Annotated in this window: 24 protein-coding genes and 1 pseudogene; 17 read left to right on the plus strand and 8 right to left on the minus strand. The window is 33.0% G+C overall.

Annotation, left to right across the window (positions count from 1 at the left end):
• The 8 genes from IJ258_RS07220 to IJ258_RS07255 all read left to right on the plus strand — a co-directional run bounded on the left by IJ258_RS07220 (position 1) and on the right by IJ258_RS07255 (position 6849).
• Positions 1–612, plus strand: coding sequence for a GNAT family N-acetyltransferase (locus tag IJ258_RS07220; RefSeq protein ID WP_292805101.1), 612 nt, complete (start codon positions 1–3; stop codon positions 610–612).
• A gap of 2 nt (positions 613–614) precedes the next feature.
• Positions 615–1346 carry a flavodoxin family protein gene (locus IJ258_RS07225; RefSeq protein WP_292805103.1) on the plus strand — a complete coding sequence of 244 codons (732 nt, stop codon included), beginning with the start codon at positions 615–617 and terminating at the stop codon, positions 1344–1346.
• A gap of 53 nt (positions 1347–1399) precedes the next feature.
• On the plus strand, positions 1400–1783 hold the full coding sequence (locus tag IJ258_RS07230; protein ID WP_292805106.1) for a putative zinc-binding protein: 384 nt from the start codon (positions 1400–1402) through the stop codon (positions 1781–1783).
• Between the two features lie 13 nt (positions 1784–1796).
• Positions 1797–2477: a flavodoxin family protein gene (locus IJ258_RS07235; protein WP_292805109.1), complete on the plus strand. Its 681-nt coding sequence runs from the start codon at positions 1797–1799 to the stop codon at positions 2475–2477.
• A gap of 452 nt (positions 2478–2929) precedes the next feature.
• Complete coding sequence (gene mtrH / locus IJ258_RS07240; RefSeq protein WP_292805112.1) at positions 2930–3868, plus strand: tetrahydromethanopterin S-methyltransferase subunit H; 939 nt, start codon at positions 2930–2932, stop codon at positions 3866–3868.
• 240 nt (positions 3869–4108) lie between these two features.
• The gene (locus IJ258_RS07245) at positions 4109–4291 is read left to right on the plus strand and encodes a hypothetical protein (RefSeq protein WP_292805115.1); all 183 of its coding nucleotides are present in this window, start codon (positions 4109–4111) and stop codon (positions 4289–4291) included.
• A 243-nt stretch (positions 4292–4534) separates the two neighbouring features.
• On the plus strand, positions 4535–6076 hold the full coding sequence (locus IJ258_RS07250) for a phenylalanine--tRNA ligase subunit alpha (protein WP_292805118.1): 1542 nt from the start codon (positions 4535–4537) through the stop codon (positions 6074–6076).
• On the plus strand, positions 6076–6849 hold the full coding sequence (locus IJ258_RS07255; protein ID WP_292805121.1) for an exodeoxyribonuclease III: 774 nt from the start codon (positions 6076–6078) through the stop codon (positions 6847–6849). Before IJ258_RS07250 ends, IJ258_RS07255 begins: the two co-directional genes overlap by 1 nt.
• A gap of 7 nt (positions 6850–6856) precedes the next feature.
• Here IJ258_RS07255 and IJ258_RS07260 read toward each other — a convergent pair whose 3' ends face one another.
• Both IJ258_RS07260 and IJ258_RS07265 read right to left on the minus strand, forming a co-directional pair.
• Positions 6857–7552 carry a TIGR02253 family HAD-type hydrolase gene (locus tag IJ258_RS07260; protein WP_292805124.1) on the minus strand — a complete coding sequence of 232 codons (696 nt, stop codon included), beginning with the start codon at positions 7550–7552 and terminating at the stop codon, positions 6857–6859.
• 35 nt (positions 7553–7587) lie between these two features.
• The gene (locus IJ258_RS07265; protein WP_292805127.1) at positions 7588–8271 is read right to left on the minus strand and encodes a DNA polymerase domain-containing protein; all 684 of its coding nucleotides are present in this window, start codon (positions 8269–8271) and stop codon (positions 7588–7590) included.
• A 190-nt stretch (positions 8272–8461) separates the two neighbouring features.
• Here IJ258_RS07265 and IJ258_RS07270 point away from each other — a divergent pair, with 190 nt between their 5' ends.
• The 7 genes from IJ258_RS07270 to IJ258_RS07300 all read left to right on the plus strand — a co-directional run bounded on the left by IJ258_RS07270 (position 8462) and on the right by IJ258_RS07300 (position 12161).
• Complete coding sequence (locus IJ258_RS07270; RefSeq protein ID WP_292805130.1) at positions 8462–8806, plus strand: hypothetical protein; 345 nt, start codon at positions 8462–8464, stop codon at positions 8804–8806.
• Positions 8807–8881: 75 nt separating this feature from the next.
• Positions 8882–9175 carry a hypothetical protein gene (locus IJ258_RS07275; protein WP_292805133.1) on the plus strand — a complete coding sequence of 98 codons (294 nt, stop codon included), beginning with the start codon at positions 8882–8884 and terminating at the stop codon, positions 9173–9175.
• 3 nt (positions 9176–9178) lie between these two features.
• Positions 9179–9412 carry a hypothetical protein gene (locus tag IJ258_RS07280; RefSeq protein WP_292805136.1) on the plus strand — a complete coding sequence of 78 codons (234 nt, stop codon included), beginning with the start codon at positions 9179–9181 and terminating at the stop codon, positions 9410–9412.
• Positions 9413–9598: 186 nt separating this feature from the next.
• On the plus strand, positions 9599–9973 hold the full coding sequence (locus IJ258_RS07285; protein ID WP_292805139.1) for a 30S ribosomal protein S8e: 375 nt from the start codon (positions 9599–9601) through the stop codon (positions 9971–9973).
• A 105-nt stretch (positions 9974–10078) separates the two neighbouring features.
• Complete coding sequence (gene hypE / locus IJ258_RS07290; RefSeq protein ID WP_292805142.1) at positions 10079–11098, plus strand: hydrogenase expression/formation protein HypE; 1020 nt, start codon at positions 10079–10081, stop codon at positions 11096–11098.
• 9 nt (positions 11099–11107) lie between these two features.
• Positions 11108–11509, plus strand: a complete 402-nt coding sequence (locus IJ258_RS07295) for an RDD family protein (protein WP_292805145.1) — start codon at positions 11108–11110, stop codon at positions 11507–11509.
• 13 nt (positions 11510–11522) lie between these two features.
• Complete coding sequence (locus IJ258_RS07300) at positions 11523–12161, plus strand: hypothetical protein (RefSeq protein ID WP_292805148.1); 639 nt, start codon at positions 11523–11525, stop codon at positions 12159–12161.
• On the opposite strand, the gene IJ258_RS07305 is transcribed toward IJ258_RS07300, so the two are convergent.
• Positions 12162–12626 (minus strand): thermonuclease family protein, encoded by a 465-nt coding sequence (locus IJ258_RS07305; protein WP_292805152.1) that lies wholly within the window; start codon positions 12624–12626, stop codon positions 12162–12164.
• Positions 12623–13309: pseudogene (gene cas4 / locus IJ258_RS07310) on the minus strand (CRISPR-associated protein Cas4). Before cas4 ends, IJ258_RS07305 begins: the two are co-directional and overlap by 4 nt.
• 87 nt (positions 13310–13396) lie before the next feature.
• Between cas4 and IJ258_RS07315 the strand changes: the two are divergent.
• Together IJ258_RS07315 and IJ258_RS07320 are read left to right on the plus strand one after the other, a co-directional pair.
• Positions 13397–14257, plus strand: a complete 861-nt coding sequence (locus IJ258_RS07315; protein ID WP_292805156.1) for a radical SAM protein — start codon at positions 13397–13399, stop codon at positions 14255–14257.
• A gap of 27 nt (positions 14258–14284) precedes the next feature.
• A complete protein-coding gene (locus IJ258_RS07320; RefSeq protein WP_292805159.1) occupies positions 14285–15559 on the plus strand; it encodes a DEAD/DEAH box helicase in 1275 nt (424 codons plus the stop codon).
• Here IJ258_RS07320 and IJ258_RS07325 read toward each other — a convergent pair whose 3' ends face one another.
• The 4 genes from IJ258_RS07325 to IJ258_RS07340 are packed head-to-tail and all read right to left on the minus strand — an operon-like array spanning position 15560 to position 18871.
• Positions 15560–16363: a winged helix-turn-helix transcriptional regulator gene (locus IJ258_RS07325; protein WP_292805287.1), complete on the minus strand. Its 804-nt coding sequence runs from the start codon at positions 16361–16363 to the stop codon at positions 15560–15562. It lies immediately after the preceding gene.
• Between the two features lie 60 nt (positions 16364–16423).
• Complete coding sequence (gene recJ / locus IJ258_RS07330) at positions 16424–17830, minus strand: single-stranded-DNA-specific exonuclease RecJ (protein ID WP_292805162.1); 1407 nt, start codon at positions 17828–17830, stop codon at positions 16424–16426.
• Between the two features lie 5 nt (positions 17831–17835).
• Positions 17836–18105 (minus strand): signal recognition particle subunit SRP19/SEC65 family protein, encoded by a 270-nt coding sequence (locus tag IJ258_RS07335; protein WP_292805165.1) that lies wholly within the window; start codon positions 18103–18105, stop codon positions 17836–17838.
• A 4-nt stretch (positions 18106–18109) separates the two neighbouring features.
• A complete protein-coding gene (locus IJ258_RS07340; protein ID WP_292805168.1) occupies positions 18110–18871 on the minus strand; it encodes a uroporphyrinogen-III synthase in 762 nt (253 codons plus the stop codon).
• Positions 18872–18884 lie beyond the last annotated feature (13 nt).

Raw genomic sequence — 18884 nt, forward strand, 5'->3', positions numbered from 1 at the left:
ATGAAAATTCGACTTGAAAATGAAAATGATTATTGGGAAGTGGAAAATCTTGTAAGAAACTCCTTTTGGAATGTATATCGTCCAGGGGCATTTGAACATTATATCGTTCATAATTTAAGAGATGATGAAAGTTTCATCAGGAATTTGGCCTATGTGATTGAAGATAACGGTAAAATAATTGGTCATATTAATTATTCAAAAGGTTTCATTGACTACACTGATGAAAAAATTGATGCAATCGTTTTGGGACCAGTTGCAATTGATGAAAATTATCAAAATAAGGGACTGGGATCTAAACTCATCAATTTCACTCTTAAATTGGCAAGTGATAATTTTCCATTTGTTTTTGTCATCGGTGATGAAAACTATTACTCCAGATTCGGTTTTCAATCTGCATCAGAGTATAATCTGTTTCTGGAAGGAACAGATGTTAATGAGGAATCTCCGTTTTTCATGATAAGATTATTTGATGAGAAAAATTTGAAAGATAAACCGGGAATTTTTCACAATCCTGAAGTATTCAATATTAATCAGAGAGATGTTGATGAATTTGACAAGCAATTTGAATTTAAGCAAAAAATGATTCTGGATTCACAGCTTAAGGAGATATGATTATGAAATATGTTGTTATTAACGGTTCTCCAAGACGTAAAAACACTTGGAAAATGGTCAAACAGGCAAAAACAAATTTGAATGGGGATTTTGATGAAATTCATTTAATGAAGGAAAAAATCCCTTTGTGTAACGGTTGTTTCAAATGCATAGTTGAAAGTGAAGAGAAATGTCCTCACATAGATATAATCAAGCCTATCGTTGATAAGATGATTGCTGCGGATGGTATTATAATTGCCAGTCCGGTATATGCAATGAATGTGACAGGACTTTTAAAGAATTTCTTTGACCACACTGCATATTTTTATCACCGTCCTGAATTTTTCACGAAAAAAGCACTGGTAATCGTATCTACTGCAGGAGCAGGTCATAAAAAAGTTGCAAACTATATTGATGAAACATTGCGTCATTGGGGTGTAAATAAGGTTTATAAAATTTCAATTGCATGTGGCGGAAAAGATGTATTGGATGTATCTCGAATAGATAAGATTTCAAGAAAATTTAATCGGGATATGGAGTCAAATAAACTACATAATCCCAAATTAGGAGATATCATATTTTTTGATGTGTGGAAGGCAATGGCATTATCAGATAATCCGATTGAAGTGGACCGTCAATTCTGGATTAAAAACGGCTTGGCCAATAATGATTTTTCACCGGAAATAAATTTAAACATTTTTAAAAAGTTATTTTCAAAGGTAATGTTTTTCATATTAAAAATAGTAATTAAATAATAGTAGATTAGTAACAAGTTTTTTGTTCGTTGACTATAATTAGAGAGGTTATTATGTGTGAAAAAATTGCTTTGGCACCATGTAACGGTATGAGTGCCAATGGATTGGTGTCTCGTGTTGCAGTCGGAGATTGCAGAAAAGAAAATGATGGGGCAATATCAATTTGTATGGGTTCCACTTCGGCAGATATTGAAGGAAAAAACAATGAAATGCTTAAAAAATATCCTATAATTGCTGTAAATGGCTGTCCGAACGGATGTGTAAACAAGATTTTGGAAAATAAAGGAATTGATGTAGCTGGAACAGTTGCTGTAAATGAAGTTTTACAGGATTATGATGTATCTGCAAAAGACCCTTTAAGATTAGATGGCGAAGCTGAAAAGTGTGTTGAAATAATTGTCGATAAATTAAATAAAACAATTCATGATTTGGTGTAATAATTTATGTATTATGAATTGTATATCTTACATCATGAATGTTGTAGTAATTAATGCAAGTCCGAGAAAAAGAGGAAATACTGCACAGTTATGCAAAAGTGTCGCTGATGGCGCAATGGATAGCGGTGCTGATGTGGATTACATTAATTTGTACAGTTATGATTTTAAGGGATGTATGAGCTGTTTTGCATGTCATCTGAAAAAAAATTTTGAAAATCCTCTATGCTTTTGGAGAGATGACTTAAAAGAAATCCTTAAAATGTGTCTAAAAGCCGATGCAATAGTTATTGGAACTCCAATATATTATGGATCAATTTCATCATATGCTCAGGCTTTTCTTGAAAGACTTTTGTTTGCAGCGGATACCTATCTGATTGATGAAGATGGAAACAGAGTGTCCAAAATCAAAAAAGAAATCAAAACTGCAATGATTTATACCATGAACGTAACAAAAGAAATGGATTACTTCAACGGTGAAGATCAGCTTGCCATCATGAGAGGATATCTGACAAACATATTTGGGGAATGTGAAGCATTATACGCTTATGATACCAAGCAGTTCAAACATTATTCCGCTTATGTCAACAACATGTTTGATCCGGAACTTAAAGAGAAAAGCGAAAAAACACAATTGCCAAAAGACCTTAAAAAGGCTTATGAATTAGGTCAGAGAGTGTCCCTCAATGAAGAATAATTTTACTTCATGTAAAAATTATTTGATAATGGATTGTTTTAATGTAATGACATTGTTTCGTTATTTTAAAACAATTTTTTCTTATTTATTTTTGGTTATTTGTATAGATATTTCCTTATTGTTCTTATTTTAAAAATATCTTATTGATTTTACAATTGATTTTTTTAATCATGATTAATTATGATTAATTGTTAATTTTTTGATTTTTGAAACTATTTAATCGATTTTCAGATATTATGCCTTATTTTCAATTATAATTGCTTGATAATAAAGTTTTATTTATATAAATATTGTATAATCATTTTTTATAAATTTGAACAGTTATTTATTATTTTTATAATATTTTATAATTTGTATAGAAATGTTTATATATTAATAATGGGGAATATATCCTTGACTTAACTTTAATTGATAAAATTAAGTTAAGTCGAAAAATAAAGAGGTTAAATTAAATGTTTAAATTTGATAAAGAACAAGAAGTTTTTGACTTCGCTGGAGTCAAAATGGGTGGACAACCTGGAGAATATCCTACTGTTTTAGCAGGAACTATTTTCTACGGTGGACACAACATTCTTAATGATGAGTTAACCGGAGACTTCGATAAAGATAGAGCTGAACAGTTAATCAACGATATGGCATCTATTTCCGATGTAACCGGTAATCCATACATCGTACAAGTTTTCGGACAAACTGTAGAAGCGCTTCCAAAATACATTGAATATGTAGGAGACATCTGTGATGCTCCGTTCCTTATAGATTCAACATCCGGTGATGCAAGAGTTGCTGGTGCACAGTACGCTGATGAAGTCGGATTAACCGAAAGGGCAATCTATAATTCAATTAACATGGCAGCAGACAAATCTGAATTAGATGCATTAGCTGAAACCAACATTTCCGCATCCATCATTTTAGGATTCAACCCAATGAATGCAACCGTAGAAGGTAAAATGAATATGTGGGAAAACGGTGACGATGGTGCATACGAAAAAGGTTTGCTTGAAGTAGCTGAAGAATGTGGAATTGATAAATTCATGATGGATACTGCAGTAACTCCTTTAGGTCAAGGTGCAGGTATTGCTGCAAGAACCTCTTTTGCTGAAAAAGCAAAATGGGGATATCCTGTTGGATCTGGTATTCACAACGTTCCATCAGCATGGGACTGGTTAAGAGAATACAAAAAAGCAGGAAACAAAACTGCATTTACTGTATGTGATATTGGTGCAAATATCGTACAAGTAATGTGTGCAGGTGACTTCGTTTTATTTGGACCTATTGAAAACGCAGACATCGCATTTCCAGCAGTAGCTCAAACAGATATGTTCATCTCTGAAGCTGCAAAACCATTAGGAACTGAACCTGTCGAAGGACACCCAATGAACAGATTATTATAATTTGTCAAAATTTTTTCATTTGCAACCTCAACGACTTTGTTCGAATATCTTAGGATATTTAACAAATCTAAACATTAATCCAAAATACCGAATTAGCACTGGATATTGAAACACATCCAGTGCTTTAAAAAAGATTTTCTATTTTTTTGTGCTTTCGTGCTTTTGTGCAAAGTCGCACTTCCACAATTTGTATTTGCTATTTTAAACAACATCTTCAACACGAAATATGGGGATGAGAAAATGAAAGTTAAATCACAAAAAACAACTAATTGTGGCAAAAATTGCAATACAAATGATTCATGCGAAATTTCACGTGTTTGCACTCAATGTTTTTCACCATCTTTTTTCCAGTCAATGATTATTGACAGGGCAGAGAAGAAAAAATCATATGCACTTTTCAGGCAGTATGTGTCTGAAATTTAGTGTTGATGGAGAAATATAATAGAATTGGGTGTGATTGATTTTATATTTGTACAACAAACAAAGATGTATTAGGCAATGGCTTTTACTGAACTGGTCATGATGAATCATAAGATTTGTTTTTAATGATTTGGAATTGAATCTAAAATTTGGTGAAGTTGTTGTAATTGGGGAATTAACACTATCTTTATAAATTACTAAAAACATATACTATTATATTATCAATTTATAAATTATGGTGTTTAAATGAGTGAGGATATTAAAAAAACCATTAGTGAATTACATATCTATGAAAAGAAACTTTTAAAAGAGCTGGAAAATAATTCAGAAGCAACTCCTGAAGAAATAGCTGAAAAAACCGGTATGGACATTAAATCCGTAATGAGTGCAGCAGGATCACTTGCTTCAAAAGACATTATTGAAGTGGATAAGGAAGTTCAAAAAACATATTCCTTAACCGAAGACGGTCTTAAATATGCAGAAAACGGACTTCCGGAAAGAAAAATATTGGACGTTCTTGCAGAAAAAAGAGAAATTGCCATGAAAGACTTGGCAGCAGAAGCAGGAATTGATAAAAAAGAAACTGGAATTGCTCTTGGATGGTTACGTCAGAAAAACTGGGCTCAAATAGATCAGGGTGTAATCAACATCACTGAAATGGGTAAGGAATTTGCCGATAAAGCTGGTGTTGATGAAAAGGTGCTTGATTATCTTAAGGCAAATGCCGAAGGAGTAAAACTTTTCACTGATGATTTAATGGACGGATTTAAAAAATTAACTGGAAGAAAAAACATTTTAAATGTTAAAAAAGAAACCTCACACTCATTTAAAATTCTACCTAAAGGTGAAGAAATCCTTAAAGTGGGATTCACTATTCAAGAACAAGCTACTCAATTGACTCATGACCAATTAAAGGATGGGGAATGGAAACGCCTGCAGTACCGTCCGTATGATATTACTGCAGAAGCACCAACTGTCTTTGCAGGTAAAAAACATCCATTGAGAGAAATCATCGATGAAATCCGTGAAATCTTTTTGAACATGGGTTTTGTAGAGGACAATGGTGAATATGTGGAATCTGCATTCTGGAACTTTGACTCACTCTTCCAGCCACAGGATCACGCAGCCCGTGAAATGCAGGACACATTCTATTTGAAAAATCCTTTGACCTGTGATTTGCCTGATGATGAATTGGTCAAACTCACAGCAGAAACTCATGAAAATGGTGCAGATACCGGTTCTGTTGGATGGCAATACGATTGGAGTGAAGACATTGCACGCCAAAGTGTCTTAAGAACCCACACAACAGGAATATCAACCAAACACTTATATGAGCATGAAGCACCTATGAAAATGTTTTCAGTAGGTAGAGTGTTTAGAAGAGAAACTTTCGATTACAAGCATTTGCCTGAATTCCATCAGGTCGAAGGACTTGTTTGCGGTGAAGGAATCAGCTATCAGAATCTTTTAGGTACTCTAAAGGAATTCTATAAAAAACTTGGTTTTGAAGTAAGATTTAGACCTGCCTACTTCCCTTACACTTACCTTTCCACCGAGTCTGAAATCTATTTGGAAGAAAAAGGAAGTTGGATTGAACTTGGTGGTGCCGGAATGTTCAGGCCAGAAGTATTAAAACCATTAGGAATTGACAAACCTGCACTGGCATTCGGTATGGGTATTGAAAGATTGGCAATGATTAGGTATGATGTTGAAGACATTCGTATGCTTTACAAAAGCGATATCAAATGGCTTCGTGAAGTTCCTCTTTCAAAAGGAGTCAGATTATAATGTCAATTAAACTGGTTTCTTGGAATGTGAATGGAATCAGGGCAGTTTCAAAAAAAGATGAATTTTGGGACTGGTTTGATAATACTGATGCAGATATTATTAACTTTCAGGAAGTAAGAGCAACACAGGATAAAATTCCAAAGAAACTGGTTGATGTTGACGGATATCATCAGGCATTTAATGAGGCTGAAAAGAAAGGATACAGCGGAGTGGGAACATACTCCAAAATTGAACCTGTCGAAGTTGTAAAAGGATTGGGCGTTGAAGAGCTTGACAGTGAAGGCAGGGTTTTAAAAATTACCTATCCAGATTTTATTTTATACAATATCTATTTTCCGAACAGTGGAATGAATGCTAAAAGGCTTGATTTTAAAGTTGATTTTTGTGAGGCTCTTTTAAAGCAATTGGTTGAGCTTAAAAATCAGGGCAAAAATGTTGTCATCACTGGTGACTATAATATTGCTCATCATCCGATTGATGTTTACAATCCTAAAAACTGCGAAGGAAAATCCGGATATTTGCCTGAGGAACGTGCATGGTTGGACAAGTTAGAGGAAGCCGGTTTTGTTGATACATTCAGAATGTTTGATGAAGGTGAAAACAACTTTACCTGGTGGAGTTATAGGACAAAAGCACGTGACAGAAATGCCGGCTGGAGACTTGATTACTTTTATGTAAATGAAGAAATGAAAGACAATGTAAAATCTGCTAAAATATTGTCTGAAATTTACGGTTCTGATCACTGTCCGGTGACTTTAGAATTAGAATTTTAAATGGTGATTATAAAATTGTATTTACATCACCAATATTGTCAATAAGGGTTATATCTAATTTTTCTTGTTTAATATAATCCCTGTCTTCTTCAGTGATATCTGAATTTAGAAGAATTGCACTCATTCCGGCATTGACTGCTCCTAATGCATCTTCTTTAAATTTATTTCCTATCATCACTGACTTTTCAGGATTTCCTTTCATTTTTCTAAGTGCCACATCATATATCAGTTTATTTGGTTTGTTTTTGCCCACTTCTTCGGATGTAATCACTTCATCGAAAAATGAATGGATGTTGAGTCTTACTAATTTTTCCCATTGTTTGATGGTTATTCCATTGGATATAACTGCCAAACGGTATCCTTGACTTTTAAGATAAATTAATGTTTCAATGGTTTCTGGAAACGGTCTTAAAAGTGCCATTTTAACATTGTGGTAGGTAATCATTCCAAGTGCTACAAGCATGGGGTCTTCGTGGCCTAAAACAACCTGGGTCAAAACATTGAAATGTTTTCCATAATTTGATCCTTTTTCACGGATAATAGTTTTTAATACACCATATGCTTCATCTTTATCAAGTGGCAATCCATTATCTACCATTAATCCTATAGCTGCTTTTCTTGCAGTTTCTGCAAAGTCGGATGTGTCAAGCAGTGTGCCATCTACATCAAAAAATACAACACGGTCATCATCATTTTGAATCATATGGTGATATGTTTATTTTAAAAATATTTAAATTTTTAGAAAAATGCATCAAGACTTTGTTGAACCTCGCCAACTGCCATGTCTTGCAGGTCCTTTTTAGTATATCCGAATGAATACATAATTCTTTCAACAGCAGGTATCAACTGATTGTTGATATAATAGTCTTTATCATAATCATATCCTTCACTGTATTCATAAGGCATTGCCCTCTGGCTGATTGAACCTTTTCCTTTGACGATGATGTATTGGATGATGGTGCCTCTGGATACTTTAATACCATGTTCTTCTATTCTTTGAGCTGCAACAACATGGGGGCCAACCTGTTTGTATTGGTTTAATGGTTTTGTTATTTGGGTGTGGATAATAAGTTCTTTATTTTCAACTTCCCCTTTTCTAAGTCTTTTTAGGACTTTTTTAACTTCACTGATAGCTTTATCTGAGTCTCCTTCTTTTAAAATAGCCATCAGTACTGCTTCTTGGGTTTGTTTTACGATAGGTGCCCAGTCTCTTCTGACTAACTCCAATCCTTTTGCTATAATCTCTCCATCTTCGATTACAGCATATCTTTTTTTGCTTACAAAGAATCCTCTTCTGTAAAATCCTTCGTATTCTAACTCCATGCTTTCAGGTAAAGTTGAATTAAGATACTTTAAGAATTTTTGAGCCTGTGCTTTAATTTCTGCTTCAAGTTCTAACTGTTCTTTTGTCTCCTGAACCATCATGACACCTAATTTAATTATATTCATTATTGTTTTAATAGTTTTCTAAAACAATTTTACGAAATGATTTCAATTTTATTGTATTGATATAACGTTATTTACTTTAAAAAAACTTAATATTACTTTTCAAATGCTCTTGGACTTTCATTATAAGTTATGTAAGTCATAATAATGTTTGAGGTTTGATATAATGAAAAAAAGATTAATCTCAAGTTATGATGAAATAAACGATACATTTGTAGGCAAAGTAGATGGTGAAAAAGGATATCGTGCAGATTATGGAATTTCAGACGGAATTTATTTAGGTATTAATAATTCCAATATGCCAACTTCAGTTTTCATTCCGAATGCATCAGAAGTTTTTAACACTTCTAAAGAACTGTTGGAAAGTGCAGATGTTAAGATTAATATTGATTGCAGCGAATCATGCTTATGTTTTGACATGTGCATAGAAAATTCCAAAATCTGCTCAATTAAATGCAAAAACAGTTTCGGAATTCCAAAAATGAAATGTTTAATAGATAGTAACATCTAACGGTTACTATCTAAAACCTTTAAATATGACTAACTTTAATATTTATATAATTATAATCAATAAGGAGGCAAAATCATGAAAGATTCAAAAATAGATATTAACTCTGGTGATGAAATTGTCATTGTAGTTCCTGAAGATGCAATTGAAGACGGCGAGTTAGAAATTGATTTGGATGAATTAGGTATTGATGTAGAATCTTTAGGCGAGGATGTTAATATTGTTATTCAGGTTGAAGGCGCTGAAGATGTTGATGTTGATGATGATATTTTAGATGATGAAGATTTCATTGAAGAACCTAATGAATGGTATTTTGATGATGATCCTTATGGAATAGTTTATTATGAATTTGTTGATGACGATGAGGATTAGATAATGAAAGAAGTTCCTTACTATATACTTGATGAAGACGGCAATTCTAAAGAAATTACCTCCGCTGAAGCTTACATTGATGATGATGACTTAAGAGAGTTATTAATTGATCTTTTGGGAGATAAGGTTTCTGAAAGTGAAATTCAGGAAATTCTTGATGCTGCATCAAATAAAGATATGAGCGAAGAAGAATTCGATAAACTAATAGATGATTTTATTTCAAATTCTAAAAATTAACTTATTTTTCCATTAAAATAAAACATTTATATATAATGAAAAAGTAATATTTTATTATCATTATTCTTTAAGGCTCTTTTTTGCTCTCAAAAATTAGGCTGTAAATTTTCTTGCATTCAGCTTAATTGAAAAGAGGCTTACAGACAGCGATTATTATTTATATATTATATTTATTTAGGTGAAATAATGGCAATTTCTCAAGGAAAATCAACTAGAAGTCCATCCGGTGCAAGAAATGTTGCAAACCGTGGAAAAAGAAAAGCTGAGTTAGGAAGAGACCCAGCAGAAACTAGATTAGATGAAAAAAGATTAAGAAAAATCAGAACCCGTGGTGGAAACGAAAAACTCAGATTAGCTACAGGTAATAAAATCAATGTTACTGATGCTAACGGTAAAACCCAAGTTGTTGACATTTTAGGAGTAATCGAAAACACTGCAAACCCTAACTACGTAAGAAGGAACATTATTACCAAAGGGGCTATTGTAGAAACTCCTGAAGGTAATGCTAAAGTAACATCTAGACCTGGTCAAGACGGTGTTATTAACGGAATTTTAATTTAAAGATTTTTCTTTAAATTCTCTTTTTTTTTAACTTTTTTTTAACTAAAATTATATACTTGTTTTTACAAATATTATTTCATTAAAAATAATTTTTTAGGAGATAAAATGTCAGACGATAAAATTAGTATGAATCATGGTGCTGGTGGAGAAGTAATGGCTAATTTAATTGCCAGCACAGTTTTAGATAATATCACTAAAAAAAGTGTTAATGGTGGTATTAGCTTAGATGACTTAGATGATGGTGCATCTATCCCAATGGGAGATTATGAAATTGTTTTAACTACTGATGGTCATACTATTGATCCTTTGTTTTTCCCAGGAGGAGACATTGGTAGGATTTCAGCTGCAGGAACAATCAATGATGTTTCTGTAATGGGTGCTCAACCGTTGGCTATTTCTAATGCTATAATCATGCAGGAAGGTTTTCCTATTGAAGATTTGGACAAAATCATCAAATCTTTAAATGAAACTTGTGAAGAAGTTGATGTTGCAGTAATTACTGGTGATACAAAAGTCATGCCTCAAGACAAGCTTGACGGTATTGTTATGGTTACAACAGGAATTGGAATAGCTAAAAAAGGTGAAGTGGTCCGTGATTCTGGTCTTGAAGTAGGTGATAAAATTATTATCACAGGCAGTCTCGGAGACCATGGTATGAGTTTAATGTCATTTAGGGAAGGATTCGGTTTTGATACTGATTTGAAATCAGATGTTGCTCCTATGTGGAATATAATTAAAAAAGCTTTAGAAATTGGTGGAGTTACTGCTATGAAAGACCCAACTCGTGGGGGCTTTGCTAATGCAATCAATGAAATGGCTTCAAAAGCAGGTGTTGGCGTGGTTCTTGAACAGGAAGCGATTCCTATCAAAGAGGAAGTTCATGCAGTATCTGAAATGTTAGGTATTGATCCATTTGAAGTAGCTAATGAAGGAAAAGTGGTTATGGGTGTTAAGGCAGATAAGGCTGAAGAAATCCTTGAAGCTATCAAAAGCGAAAAATATGGTGAAAATGCAGCAATCATTGGTGAAGTTGTTGAAGGAGATTATGTTGTTGTAAACACTCCGATTGGTGGTGAAAGAATTCTTGAAGCACCGATAGCTGATCCGGTTCCTAGAGTTTGTTGAGGAGATAATATGGCTACTGTATTTACAAGAAGAGTAATTGCATATGTTATTGATTTTTTTGTGGTTTCAGCAATAATGTGGATTTTATCATATTTCCTGTTTGCTATTGTTGGTGCAAAAAATATTTATCAAGTTTATCAGTTTTTACCGGTTATAGTTCCAATTTTAATCATGGTTTACTTTGTATTAACTGAAAAGCTTTTTGCAGCCAGTGTCGGTAAATCATTAATGTATTTGGAAGTTAAATCAAGCAATGGTGCAGATATTTCATGGATACAAGCTATTGTTCGTAATTTAACTAAAATATATTGGGTTCCAATTATATTTGATTGGATTATCGGTAAGATTTTACGCACTGACAGATTATTTAATTCAATTACAAGAACTACCGTTGTTAATGATAGGTATTAAGCATTTGATTTTCATGATAAAAAAAGTTCAGGTACTTTGGTATTTAAATAAGGAAGATTTGGAAAATTATTGCATAGATTTTAAGGAATACAAGTCCCATAAGCTAGAAGGTTATGAAATTGTTGATGTGGATGAAGATTTAATCTATGATTTATGTGATCGTGACCCTGATAGATTGGAGCCTTTAGGTTATTTTAAAAATATCAAAGAACTTGAAAATTATTTGTCCGACACTATCACTAACAATGAATTTGATTTAGAATTGGATTCTCCTGAACTTAAAGCTAAAATTCAAAAGGCAATTGATTCAATCGAGTTTTCAGGAGAAGATTATTATATTTCCATTGGTGAGGGCATTGGCGAAGACAATACTCAAATTGCAAGTTGGTATGATGCCCTTAGACGTGAATATAACAGTTCTTCAAAAGATAATGTGTGGGTTTTAGCGGTAACCGGTTATGATCCATATGATTTGTCTTTAACCGGCAGGACATTATCTTATGTTCTTGCAGATATTTTGAATGTTACTGAAGCTTCATTGGATAATTTAATTCCAAACAAAGGACATATTTCAATTGAAGAGTGGAATTCCATTTTGGATAAAGTGTATAAGAAAAACAAAATCTATTTAGGTTTAAATAGAGTTGTTTAACTATACTTCTCCTTTTTTAAATTCACTTGGTGAAAAATAGGATACTTTTGCCAGGTTATTTTTAATTAATTCTCTGTTTATATCGGTATCATTGGTATACACAATAGCTAATGTACGACCGTATTTGTCTTTTGGCTGTTTATCGTCTATATCCAAATAAACTGTTTTTCCAAGACATTTGTCTTTAACGAAATTTTTTGCCAGGCTCATTTGAGGTTCTGTATCTGGTGTTTTTACTTGAATTAATTGTACTCTTCCAACCCCATATACCTGAATTGTATTTCCGTCAATCACTTCAAGACATTTTCCCACTTTTTCATAGTGCTTGGTTTCATTGTTGATTGTTAATGTGCCTGTTTGATTTTCGGAGGTGTTGGAATCATCAAGGAATACGTTGGCTAATGTTAATATTATTGTTATTGTGAAAACTATTAGCAATATTATAGAAATTGTTTTTTTATTCATTTTGCATGCTCACAATCATTTTTGAATCTGCAGGAATTGCATTTTTTCTTATTTTTTGTTGGAACAAATGGCTTGATTCCTTCAAACAAACCGTGCATTCGCTCAATTGTGAATTTGATTTGTTTTTCAACTTCGGGTGTAAATACTTCAATCCAAAATAGGTTTTCTGTTCCTCTTTCCCTTAGCGCAGCTTTAATTTTACGTTCATCTCCGGTCATGTCCTTGTAGGCAAGACAATATGCTCTTACCTGATTCATTGTTGATTCGTAGGGTGTTCTTCCAGGTTTGTCGTCAATTATCACGATTTCCTCTGGTTTCATCCATATTTCATCAATATATCCTCTTATACCGTAATCTGGAGCTACCACAAAACATTCTCTTGACATTGAAGCTTCTGTTTTTGATTCGTTTACTGCATCTTCAAATGTTGATGGTGTTGAATCCTGTTTAAATATGTCTTCGAGTTGGTTGTGAATTTGGCTTCCATGGGTCATTGCTGCAGTTGGTGCAGTTTCAATGCCTTTCATGTATTCGAGATATAGCTGGTATTCGCAATATCACTGCTGGTTGAGCCAACTTATTGGGAAATTGTTTTTACCTTCAATTATTTGAATGCCTTTTATTGAAGGATGCTTTTTAACAACATACTCCTTATCATATCCTATAATATTTTTTTGTTTCATAATGTTATATTTGTAAATATTATTAAATATTATTTTTCAAATGCTCTCGGCATTATTTTATATAACATTAAAAATTAATTTTAATTCATGCATTTCATAAATTCTAAAAGCATTCTATCTTCCAACAATGGAATGAATCTGTACAGGGGATGCACTCATGGTTGCATTTATTGCGATTCACGTAGTGAAAAATATAATATGAATCATAAATTTGAGGATATAGAAGTTAAACGTAACTCTCTGGATTTACTTAAAAAAGAGCTTCTTAAACGCAAACCTGCCATGATTGGAACAGGTGCAATGACTGACCCGTATATTCCTCTTGAAAAAAGGTTAAAATATGTTAGAAATGCATTGAAGTTAGTGGACAGATACGGTTTTGGGTTCACATGTATTACAAAATCCGATTTGATTTTAAGGGATTTGGATTTGCTTAAAAAAATCAATCAAAAGACAAAAGTAGTTGTACAGATGACATTAACAACAGCAGACGATGATTTATGTAAGATAATCGAGCCAAATGTTTGCCCGACATCAAGACGGGTTGAAGTATTAAAGACTTTAAATGAAGCAGAAATTCCGACTGTAGTTTGGTTGTGTCCGATATTGCCTTATATAAATGATGATGAGAAAAACATCAATTCAATTTTGGATTTCTGCATTGAATCGAATGTTAAAGGAATAGTGTGCTTTGAAATGGGGCTTACTTTAAGAAAAGGCAATAGGGAATATTTTTTTCACAAGCTGGATGAGCATTTTCCCGGATTGAAAGAAAAATATATTAATCAATATGGCAATGATTACAAGATTCCCTCTCCAAACAATGAGAGTCTGATGAGGATTTTTAAAAAAAGAACAAATGCAAATAATATTTTAAACACTCCTCAGGATGTTTTCGAGTATTTGTATGAGTTTCCTCAAAAATCACACCAAACCAGATTAATATAAATAACTTGTTTTTCAAATATTAAATTGATGAATTTCAACGATTTAAACATTTCAGATGAAATTAAAAAAGCTATTGAAGATATGGGTTTTACAAAGTTAACTCCAATTCAAAATAATGCAATACCTGAAATATTAAAAGGTAAGGATATTATTGGGCAGGCTCAAACGGGTTCAGGTAAAACTCTGGCATTTGCGATTCCAATTATTGAAAAGATTTTCATACCTGACAAATCTCCGCAGGCAATTATTTTATGCCCAACTAGGGAGCTTTCCATGCAGGTTGCATCTGAAATAGAAAAAATCGGTTCTAAAATTAAAAAATTTAAAGTTTTGGCTGTTTATGGAGGTCAACCAATAGGCAAACAGACAAGAGTCCTTAAAAAAGGAGTTCATGTTGTTGTCGGAACTCCGGGAAGAGTTATTGATCATATTCAAAGAGGCAATTTGGATTTGATTGGTGTCGAAAGCGTTGTTTTAGATGAAGCGGATGAAATGTTGGAAATGGGCTTTAGGGAGGATATTGAAACAATTTTGGAAAAAACACCTTCTCAAAGACAAACATTGCTTTTTTCAGCAACCATTCCTTCTGAAGTGCGAAAAATAGCATTGACCTATCAAAAAAATCCGGAATTTATAAAAATCGCCAATAAAAAGAAAACTGTTCCAAAAATCACTCAATATTCTTTTAAATGTGATATTAAAAATAAATTTATTGGACTGACCAAACTGATTGAAGCATATGATGTAAAATTGGCATTGATTTTTTGCAATACTAAAAAAAGTGTTGATTATGTTGCAAAACACTTAAAAAAGCATGATTTTAAGGTTGATAGTCTCCATGGTGATATGACTCAGCAAACAAGGGACAAAGTAATGAACAAATTTAAAAATGGCAATATTAAGATTTTGGTGGCAACTGATGTGGCAGCTAGAGGATTGGATATTGCCGATGTTGAAGTGATTATAAATTATGATGTTCCGCAAAACAGGGATGATTACATTCACAGAATTGGGAGAACTGCCAGAGCAGGAAAAAGAGGTTATGCATTTACATTAGTTTCAAAAGATGAGCTTTCAAGATTTAACAACATTAAAAAACAGAATATTGGAAAAATTGTTGAAAAGGAGTTTCCCACGCTTCAGGAAATAGAAGAGATTAAAATTCGGAAAATTTTGAAAAATGCAAATGATCTTGTAAATGATGGAGATTTAAGTAAATATTTGAATTATCTTAAAAAAGAATATAATAATGATGGTTTGGATATTGCAGCGGCGTTATTAAAGATGTTATTGGAAAATTGATTATTTTCCACCATCAATAATGTTAAATTTGATTTTTTCAGTTTCAAGTTCTCTGGTAAATGCTTTACTCATGTCTCCAACACATATTGCTAAAACGTTTAAACCTTTGCGAGCAGCATTTGCAGTTGCCTGAGGAGCAGCGTATTCAATATCAATTGGTAAATTAAGTTTATTCACAACAGCACGTGAAACAGTACCTGCAACTGCGATTTTATCAATTTTTTCGCCACTGTTTGTTCCTTTTTCATAGACTTTTTTGATTAATTCCAAATCACAGGTTTTTGATCCGCCGTCTTTTATTGTAGGGACATTAATAACAGTTACTTCACCAACGCTCATGTCAATGAGACCAGTTAGGTTAGTTAATGCGACATCCATCCCTTCTTCAGCATCGTCAAGTACAACACCGGTTGCATTTTCTTCTTTTTTATGAGCATACAGAACCCCATCATCCATAAATAAACCTACGATGTCATCTTTTTTGAGTTCTTCTCTTGCAATTGCCGGCCATATTGTTTTGTAGTGGTTCATGGTTTCCAATACTGTGTCAGTATATTTTCTTAAGCTAATTGCATCTTTTTTAACTTTATCTATACCGGTTTGGGTTATTTTGTATGGGGATCTTCCATCTTTGGATGTTATATATCCTAATTCAATCAATGTTTTTATATTTTCGGAAACCGCCTGTATTGTAATTCCTAGTTTTTCAGCCAAATCTTTTTGTTTGAGGTGTGGGTCCTGTTTGGATATTTCACTTAATATTTGGAAATGTGTAAGTGCACCTCTTTTTTTAAATGCTTTCATCATATTCATTCCTCAATTAAAATTGATTAATTTTTATTTTTATCTTTACTAGTATATATACTAATTTGTTAGTTTGCCTTGAAGTTCATTGTTAAATCGTTCAATAAATTCTTCTTTTTTGTCAATCGGAATGTATGCACCGCAAGCCATTGAATGACCTCCTCCTGTGCCTCCAACACTACTTGATATCTTACGAATGATGTTTCCAAAGTGTATTCCGTCGTATGAGAGAAGTCTAGAACATCTAAGTGAAATTTTAAGGCCTTTATCATCTGTTTGAGTAAATCCTATGATTGGTTTTTTCCAATTACAATATCCAAGTATCATTCCGGTAATTGTACCGACAATTTCGGGTTTAATGCCGGTTCCATCGAAATATTGCAGGTTTTCCAATTCAATTATATTTGAGTATTCATCTGATGTTACTTTTTCAATGGATTGGGCTAAATTGCGTCTGTGATCTCTGCTTACAGTTTCGAGATTATCTAATTCCAAAAGTCTGTCTCCCTTTAAAACTTCCATGGCGATTTTTTCTTCATGGTTTCTTCCACAGGCATTCATTGCGGTTGAAAATTCAGATGCATCCCTTAAAAAACTGTCTTTATCCTCTTTGATAAATGTATATGAATCTCCAATAATCAATTGAGGAATATATTGCACATATTTTCCCGGAACTACTTTTGAAATCATTCCGGAAAGACTTTGGTAAAGTTTGGATTTTTCATCCATTGTAAGTTCATTCAGGGTTTTTCTGTGATGTTTTCTGTCAATTCCAAGGTCTTCTAAAAGTGCCATTGTTTCATTTGTGTTATTGGTTATCGGCAATTTAACATCGCTAAAGTATGAAAGAGCTACAAATAAAGGTCTTGTGTTTCTTCCATAAATGTTAATGTCATTTTTAATTACTTTTAGATATCCGCCATCTATTGCATCTTGCTGGATTATTTCATTTAGTCCTTCAAAATGTCCGCTTCGGGTATTTTGCATATCTCCAATGGCTGATAATAATCCAATCCAACTTAAATCATTGTATCCGAATTCTTTAGATAAAAAATAACATAATCCTCCTCCGCAGACATAATAAGATCCATCAATTCCATGATGAATCGGGTTAATTTCGAGGTAAGTGTATTCTTTATCATTTTTATAGTCTAAATCCCTAAGTGGAGGGTGGTGGTCCAGAATAATAATCTTTTGACCTTTTTTTGCTTTGGTATCAATTAACTGGCCGGAACCCAAATCTGAAAAAATTGTCAGTTCATGGTCAAGTTCGATGTTGTCCAAAACATCCAAGTTTACAAATTCGATTTCATGGTCTTTATTTTGTCTGTCTAGTATGGTTGATAGTATTGCGCCTGAACAAATGCCGTCACAATCGATGTGAGAATAAACTTTAATGTCCTCAGATGATTCGATGATTTTTTTGGCTTGTTGGTATTGTTCAGACATTAATTGTGGTATTTGCATAGTAATCAGTTTCTCATATTTTTAATCTCTAAACTAACTTCACGTAAAAGTTCTAATTTTGTTCCTTCCCATTCAACAAGGATTCTGCCGGATTTTTCATACCATTTTCCAGGGTATGCAACATCTTTTTGAACGCTATGATGTAATCCAAGTCTTTTTACAGCTCTTTCAATATCTGAAAGTGAAGGTTCTTTAACTGCATGTTCCTTTGCAATTTTACGACCTTCCTTAAGGCTTAAATTTTTGTCTAAGTATTGTGGCCAAATAGTTATCATATTATCACTCGTTTAATTTTTTAAATAGTAATTCCATCATGTCTGGAACTGTGTAAGTGTCTGGGTAAATGTAGGAAATGCCATATTTCTCTAAAACTCTTGCAGTAATTGGACCGATGCAGACAGTTAATAAATTGTCAGATAGTAATTTGGCAATTTTATCTTTGTCATCAACTATTTCAAAGAAATTCTCTACAGTCAATGGACTTGTAAATGTGATTGCATCAATTTCTTTATTTTCAATTTTTGAAATTAATGTTTTTACAGCATTTTGATCCATTGGAAACAGTGATTTGTATGCTTCAGCTAGAATAACTTCATTTCCAAGTTTTTCTAATTCTTGCGGAAGAACAGGTCTTGCAGATGCTGTTCTTGGAATTCCTATTGTTTTTCCAGTAATTTTAGATTTTTTAAACTCTTCAACGAGTCCTTCAGCTGTAAAATCTTCGGGCATTAAATCAACTGTTAAACCATTTTTTTCGGCTAATTTGCCGGTCTTATTTCCTATAACTGCTAGTTTACAATTTAAGGTTTTTAAAAAGTCTGGGTGAAATTTATTTAATGAAACAATTGTTGTTGGTGAAGTAAAAATAATCCAATCAAGTTCGTCTTTTCTTGCAACCAATTCTTTAAGTGAATCTGTGTTCACTGGTTGTAAATCAAGAGTTGGAGCCAGAATGGCTTCACCGCCTAATTTTTCAACAATTTCACAGGCTTTTTGAGCTCTGTCTTTTGGTCTTGTTATTGCAACGACAGGTTTTGACATTTTTCATTACCTT

Origin of the sequence: Methanobrevibacter sp. (genome assembly GCF_017468685.1) — an archaeon.
Taxonomy (GTDB): Archaea; Methanobacteriota; Methanobacteria; order Methanobacteriales; family Methanobacteriaceae; genus Methanocatella.

What these genes read in the sequence shown, in the direction of transcription:
- IJ258_RS07220 (WP_292805101.1), top strand. Translation starts at nt 1, where the DNA reads ATGAAAATTCGACTTGAAAATGAAAATGATTATTGGGAAGTGGAAAAT.
- IJ258_RS07225 (WP_292805103.1), top strand. Translation starts at nt 615, where the DNA reads ATGAAATATGTTGTTATTAACGGTTCTCCAAGACGTAAAAACACTTGG.
- IJ258_RS07230 (WP_292805106.1), top strand. Translation starts at nt 1,400, where the DNA reads ATGTGTGAAAAAATTGCTTTGGCACCATGTAACGGTATGAGTGCCAAT.
- IJ258_RS07235 (WP_292805109.1), top strand. Translation starts at nt 1,797, where the DNA reads ATGAATTGTATATCTTACATCATGAATGTTGTAGTAATTAATGCAAGT.
- mtrH (WP_292805112.1), top strand. Translation starts at nt 2,930, where the DNA reads ATGTTTAAATTTGATAAAGAACAAGAAGTTTTTGACTTCGCTGGAGTC.
- IJ258_RS07245 (WP_292805115.1), top strand. Translation starts at nt 4,109, where the DNA reads ATGAAAGTTAAATCACAAAAAACAACTAATTGTGGCAAAAATTGCAAT.
- IJ258_RS07250 (WP_292805118.1), top strand. Translation starts at nt 4,535, where the DNA reads ATGAGTGAGGATATTAAAAAAACCATTAGTGAATTACATATCTATGAA.
- IJ258_RS07255 (WP_292805121.1), top strand. Translation starts at nt 6,076, where the DNA reads ATGTCAATTAAACTGGTTTCTTGGAATGTGAATGGAATCAGGGCAGTT.
- IJ258_RS07260 (WP_292805124.1), bottom strand. Translation starts at nt 7,552, where the DNA reads ATGATTCAAAATGATGATGACCGTGTTGTATTTTTTGATGTAGATGGC.
- IJ258_RS07265 (WP_292805127.1), bottom strand. Translation starts at nt 8,271, where the DNA reads ATGGTTCAGGAGACAAAAGAACAGTTAGAACTTGAAGCAGAAATTAAA.
- IJ258_RS07270 (WP_292805130.1), top strand. Translation starts at nt 8,462, where the DNA reads ATGAAAAAAAGATTAATCTCAAGTTATGATGAAATAAACGATACATTT.
- IJ258_RS07275 (WP_292805133.1), top strand. Translation starts at nt 8,882, where the DNA reads ATGAAAGATTCAAAAATAGATATTAACTCTGGTGATGAAATTGTCATT.
- IJ258_RS07280 (WP_292805136.1), top strand. Translation starts at nt 9,179, where the DNA reads ATGAAAGAAGTTCCTTACTATATACTTGATGAAGACGGCAATTCTAAA.
- IJ258_RS07285 (WP_292805139.1), top strand. Translation starts at nt 9,599, where the DNA reads ATGGCAATTTCTCAAGGAAAATCAACTAGAAGTCCATCCGGTGCAAGA.
- hypE (WP_292805142.1), top strand. Translation starts at nt 10,079, where the DNA reads ATGTCAGACGATAAAATTAGTATGAATCATGGTGCTGGTGGAGAAGTA.
- IJ258_RS07295 (WP_292805145.1), top strand. Translation starts at nt 11,108, where the DNA reads ATGGCTACTGTATTTACAAGAAGAGTAATTGCATATGTTATTGATTTT.
- IJ258_RS07300 (WP_292805148.1), top strand. Translation starts at nt 11,523, where the DNA reads ATGATAAAAAAAGTTCAGGTACTTTGGTATTTAAATAAGGAAGATTTG.
- IJ258_RS07305 (WP_292805152.1), bottom strand. Translation starts at nt 12,626, where the DNA reads ATGAATAAAAAAACAATTTCTATAATATTGCTAATAGTTTTCACAATA.
- IJ258_RS07315 (WP_292805156.1), top strand. Translation starts at nt 13,397, where the DNA reads ATGCATTTCATAAATTCTAAAAGCATTCTATCTTCCAACAATGGAATG.
- IJ258_RS07320 (WP_292805159.1), top strand. Translation starts at nt 14,285, where the DNA reads ATGAATTTCAACGATTTAAACATTTCAGATGAAATTAAAAAAGCTATT.
- IJ258_RS07325 (WP_292805287.1), bottom strand. Translation starts at nt 16,363, where the DNA reads ATGAAAGCATTTAAAAAAAGAGGTGCACTTACACATTTCCAAATATTA.
- recJ (WP_292805162.1), bottom strand. Translation starts at nt 17,830, where the DNA reads ATGCAAATACCACAATTAATGTCTGAACAATACCAACAAGCCAAAAAA.
- IJ258_RS07335 (WP_292805165.1), bottom strand. Translation starts at nt 18,105, where the DNA reads ATGATAACTATTTGGCCACAATACTTAGACAAAAATTTAAGCCTTAAG.
- IJ258_RS07340 (WP_292805168.1), bottom strand. Translation starts at nt 18,871, where the DNA reads ATGTCAAAACCTGTCGTTGCAATAACAAGACCAAAAGACAGAGCTCAA.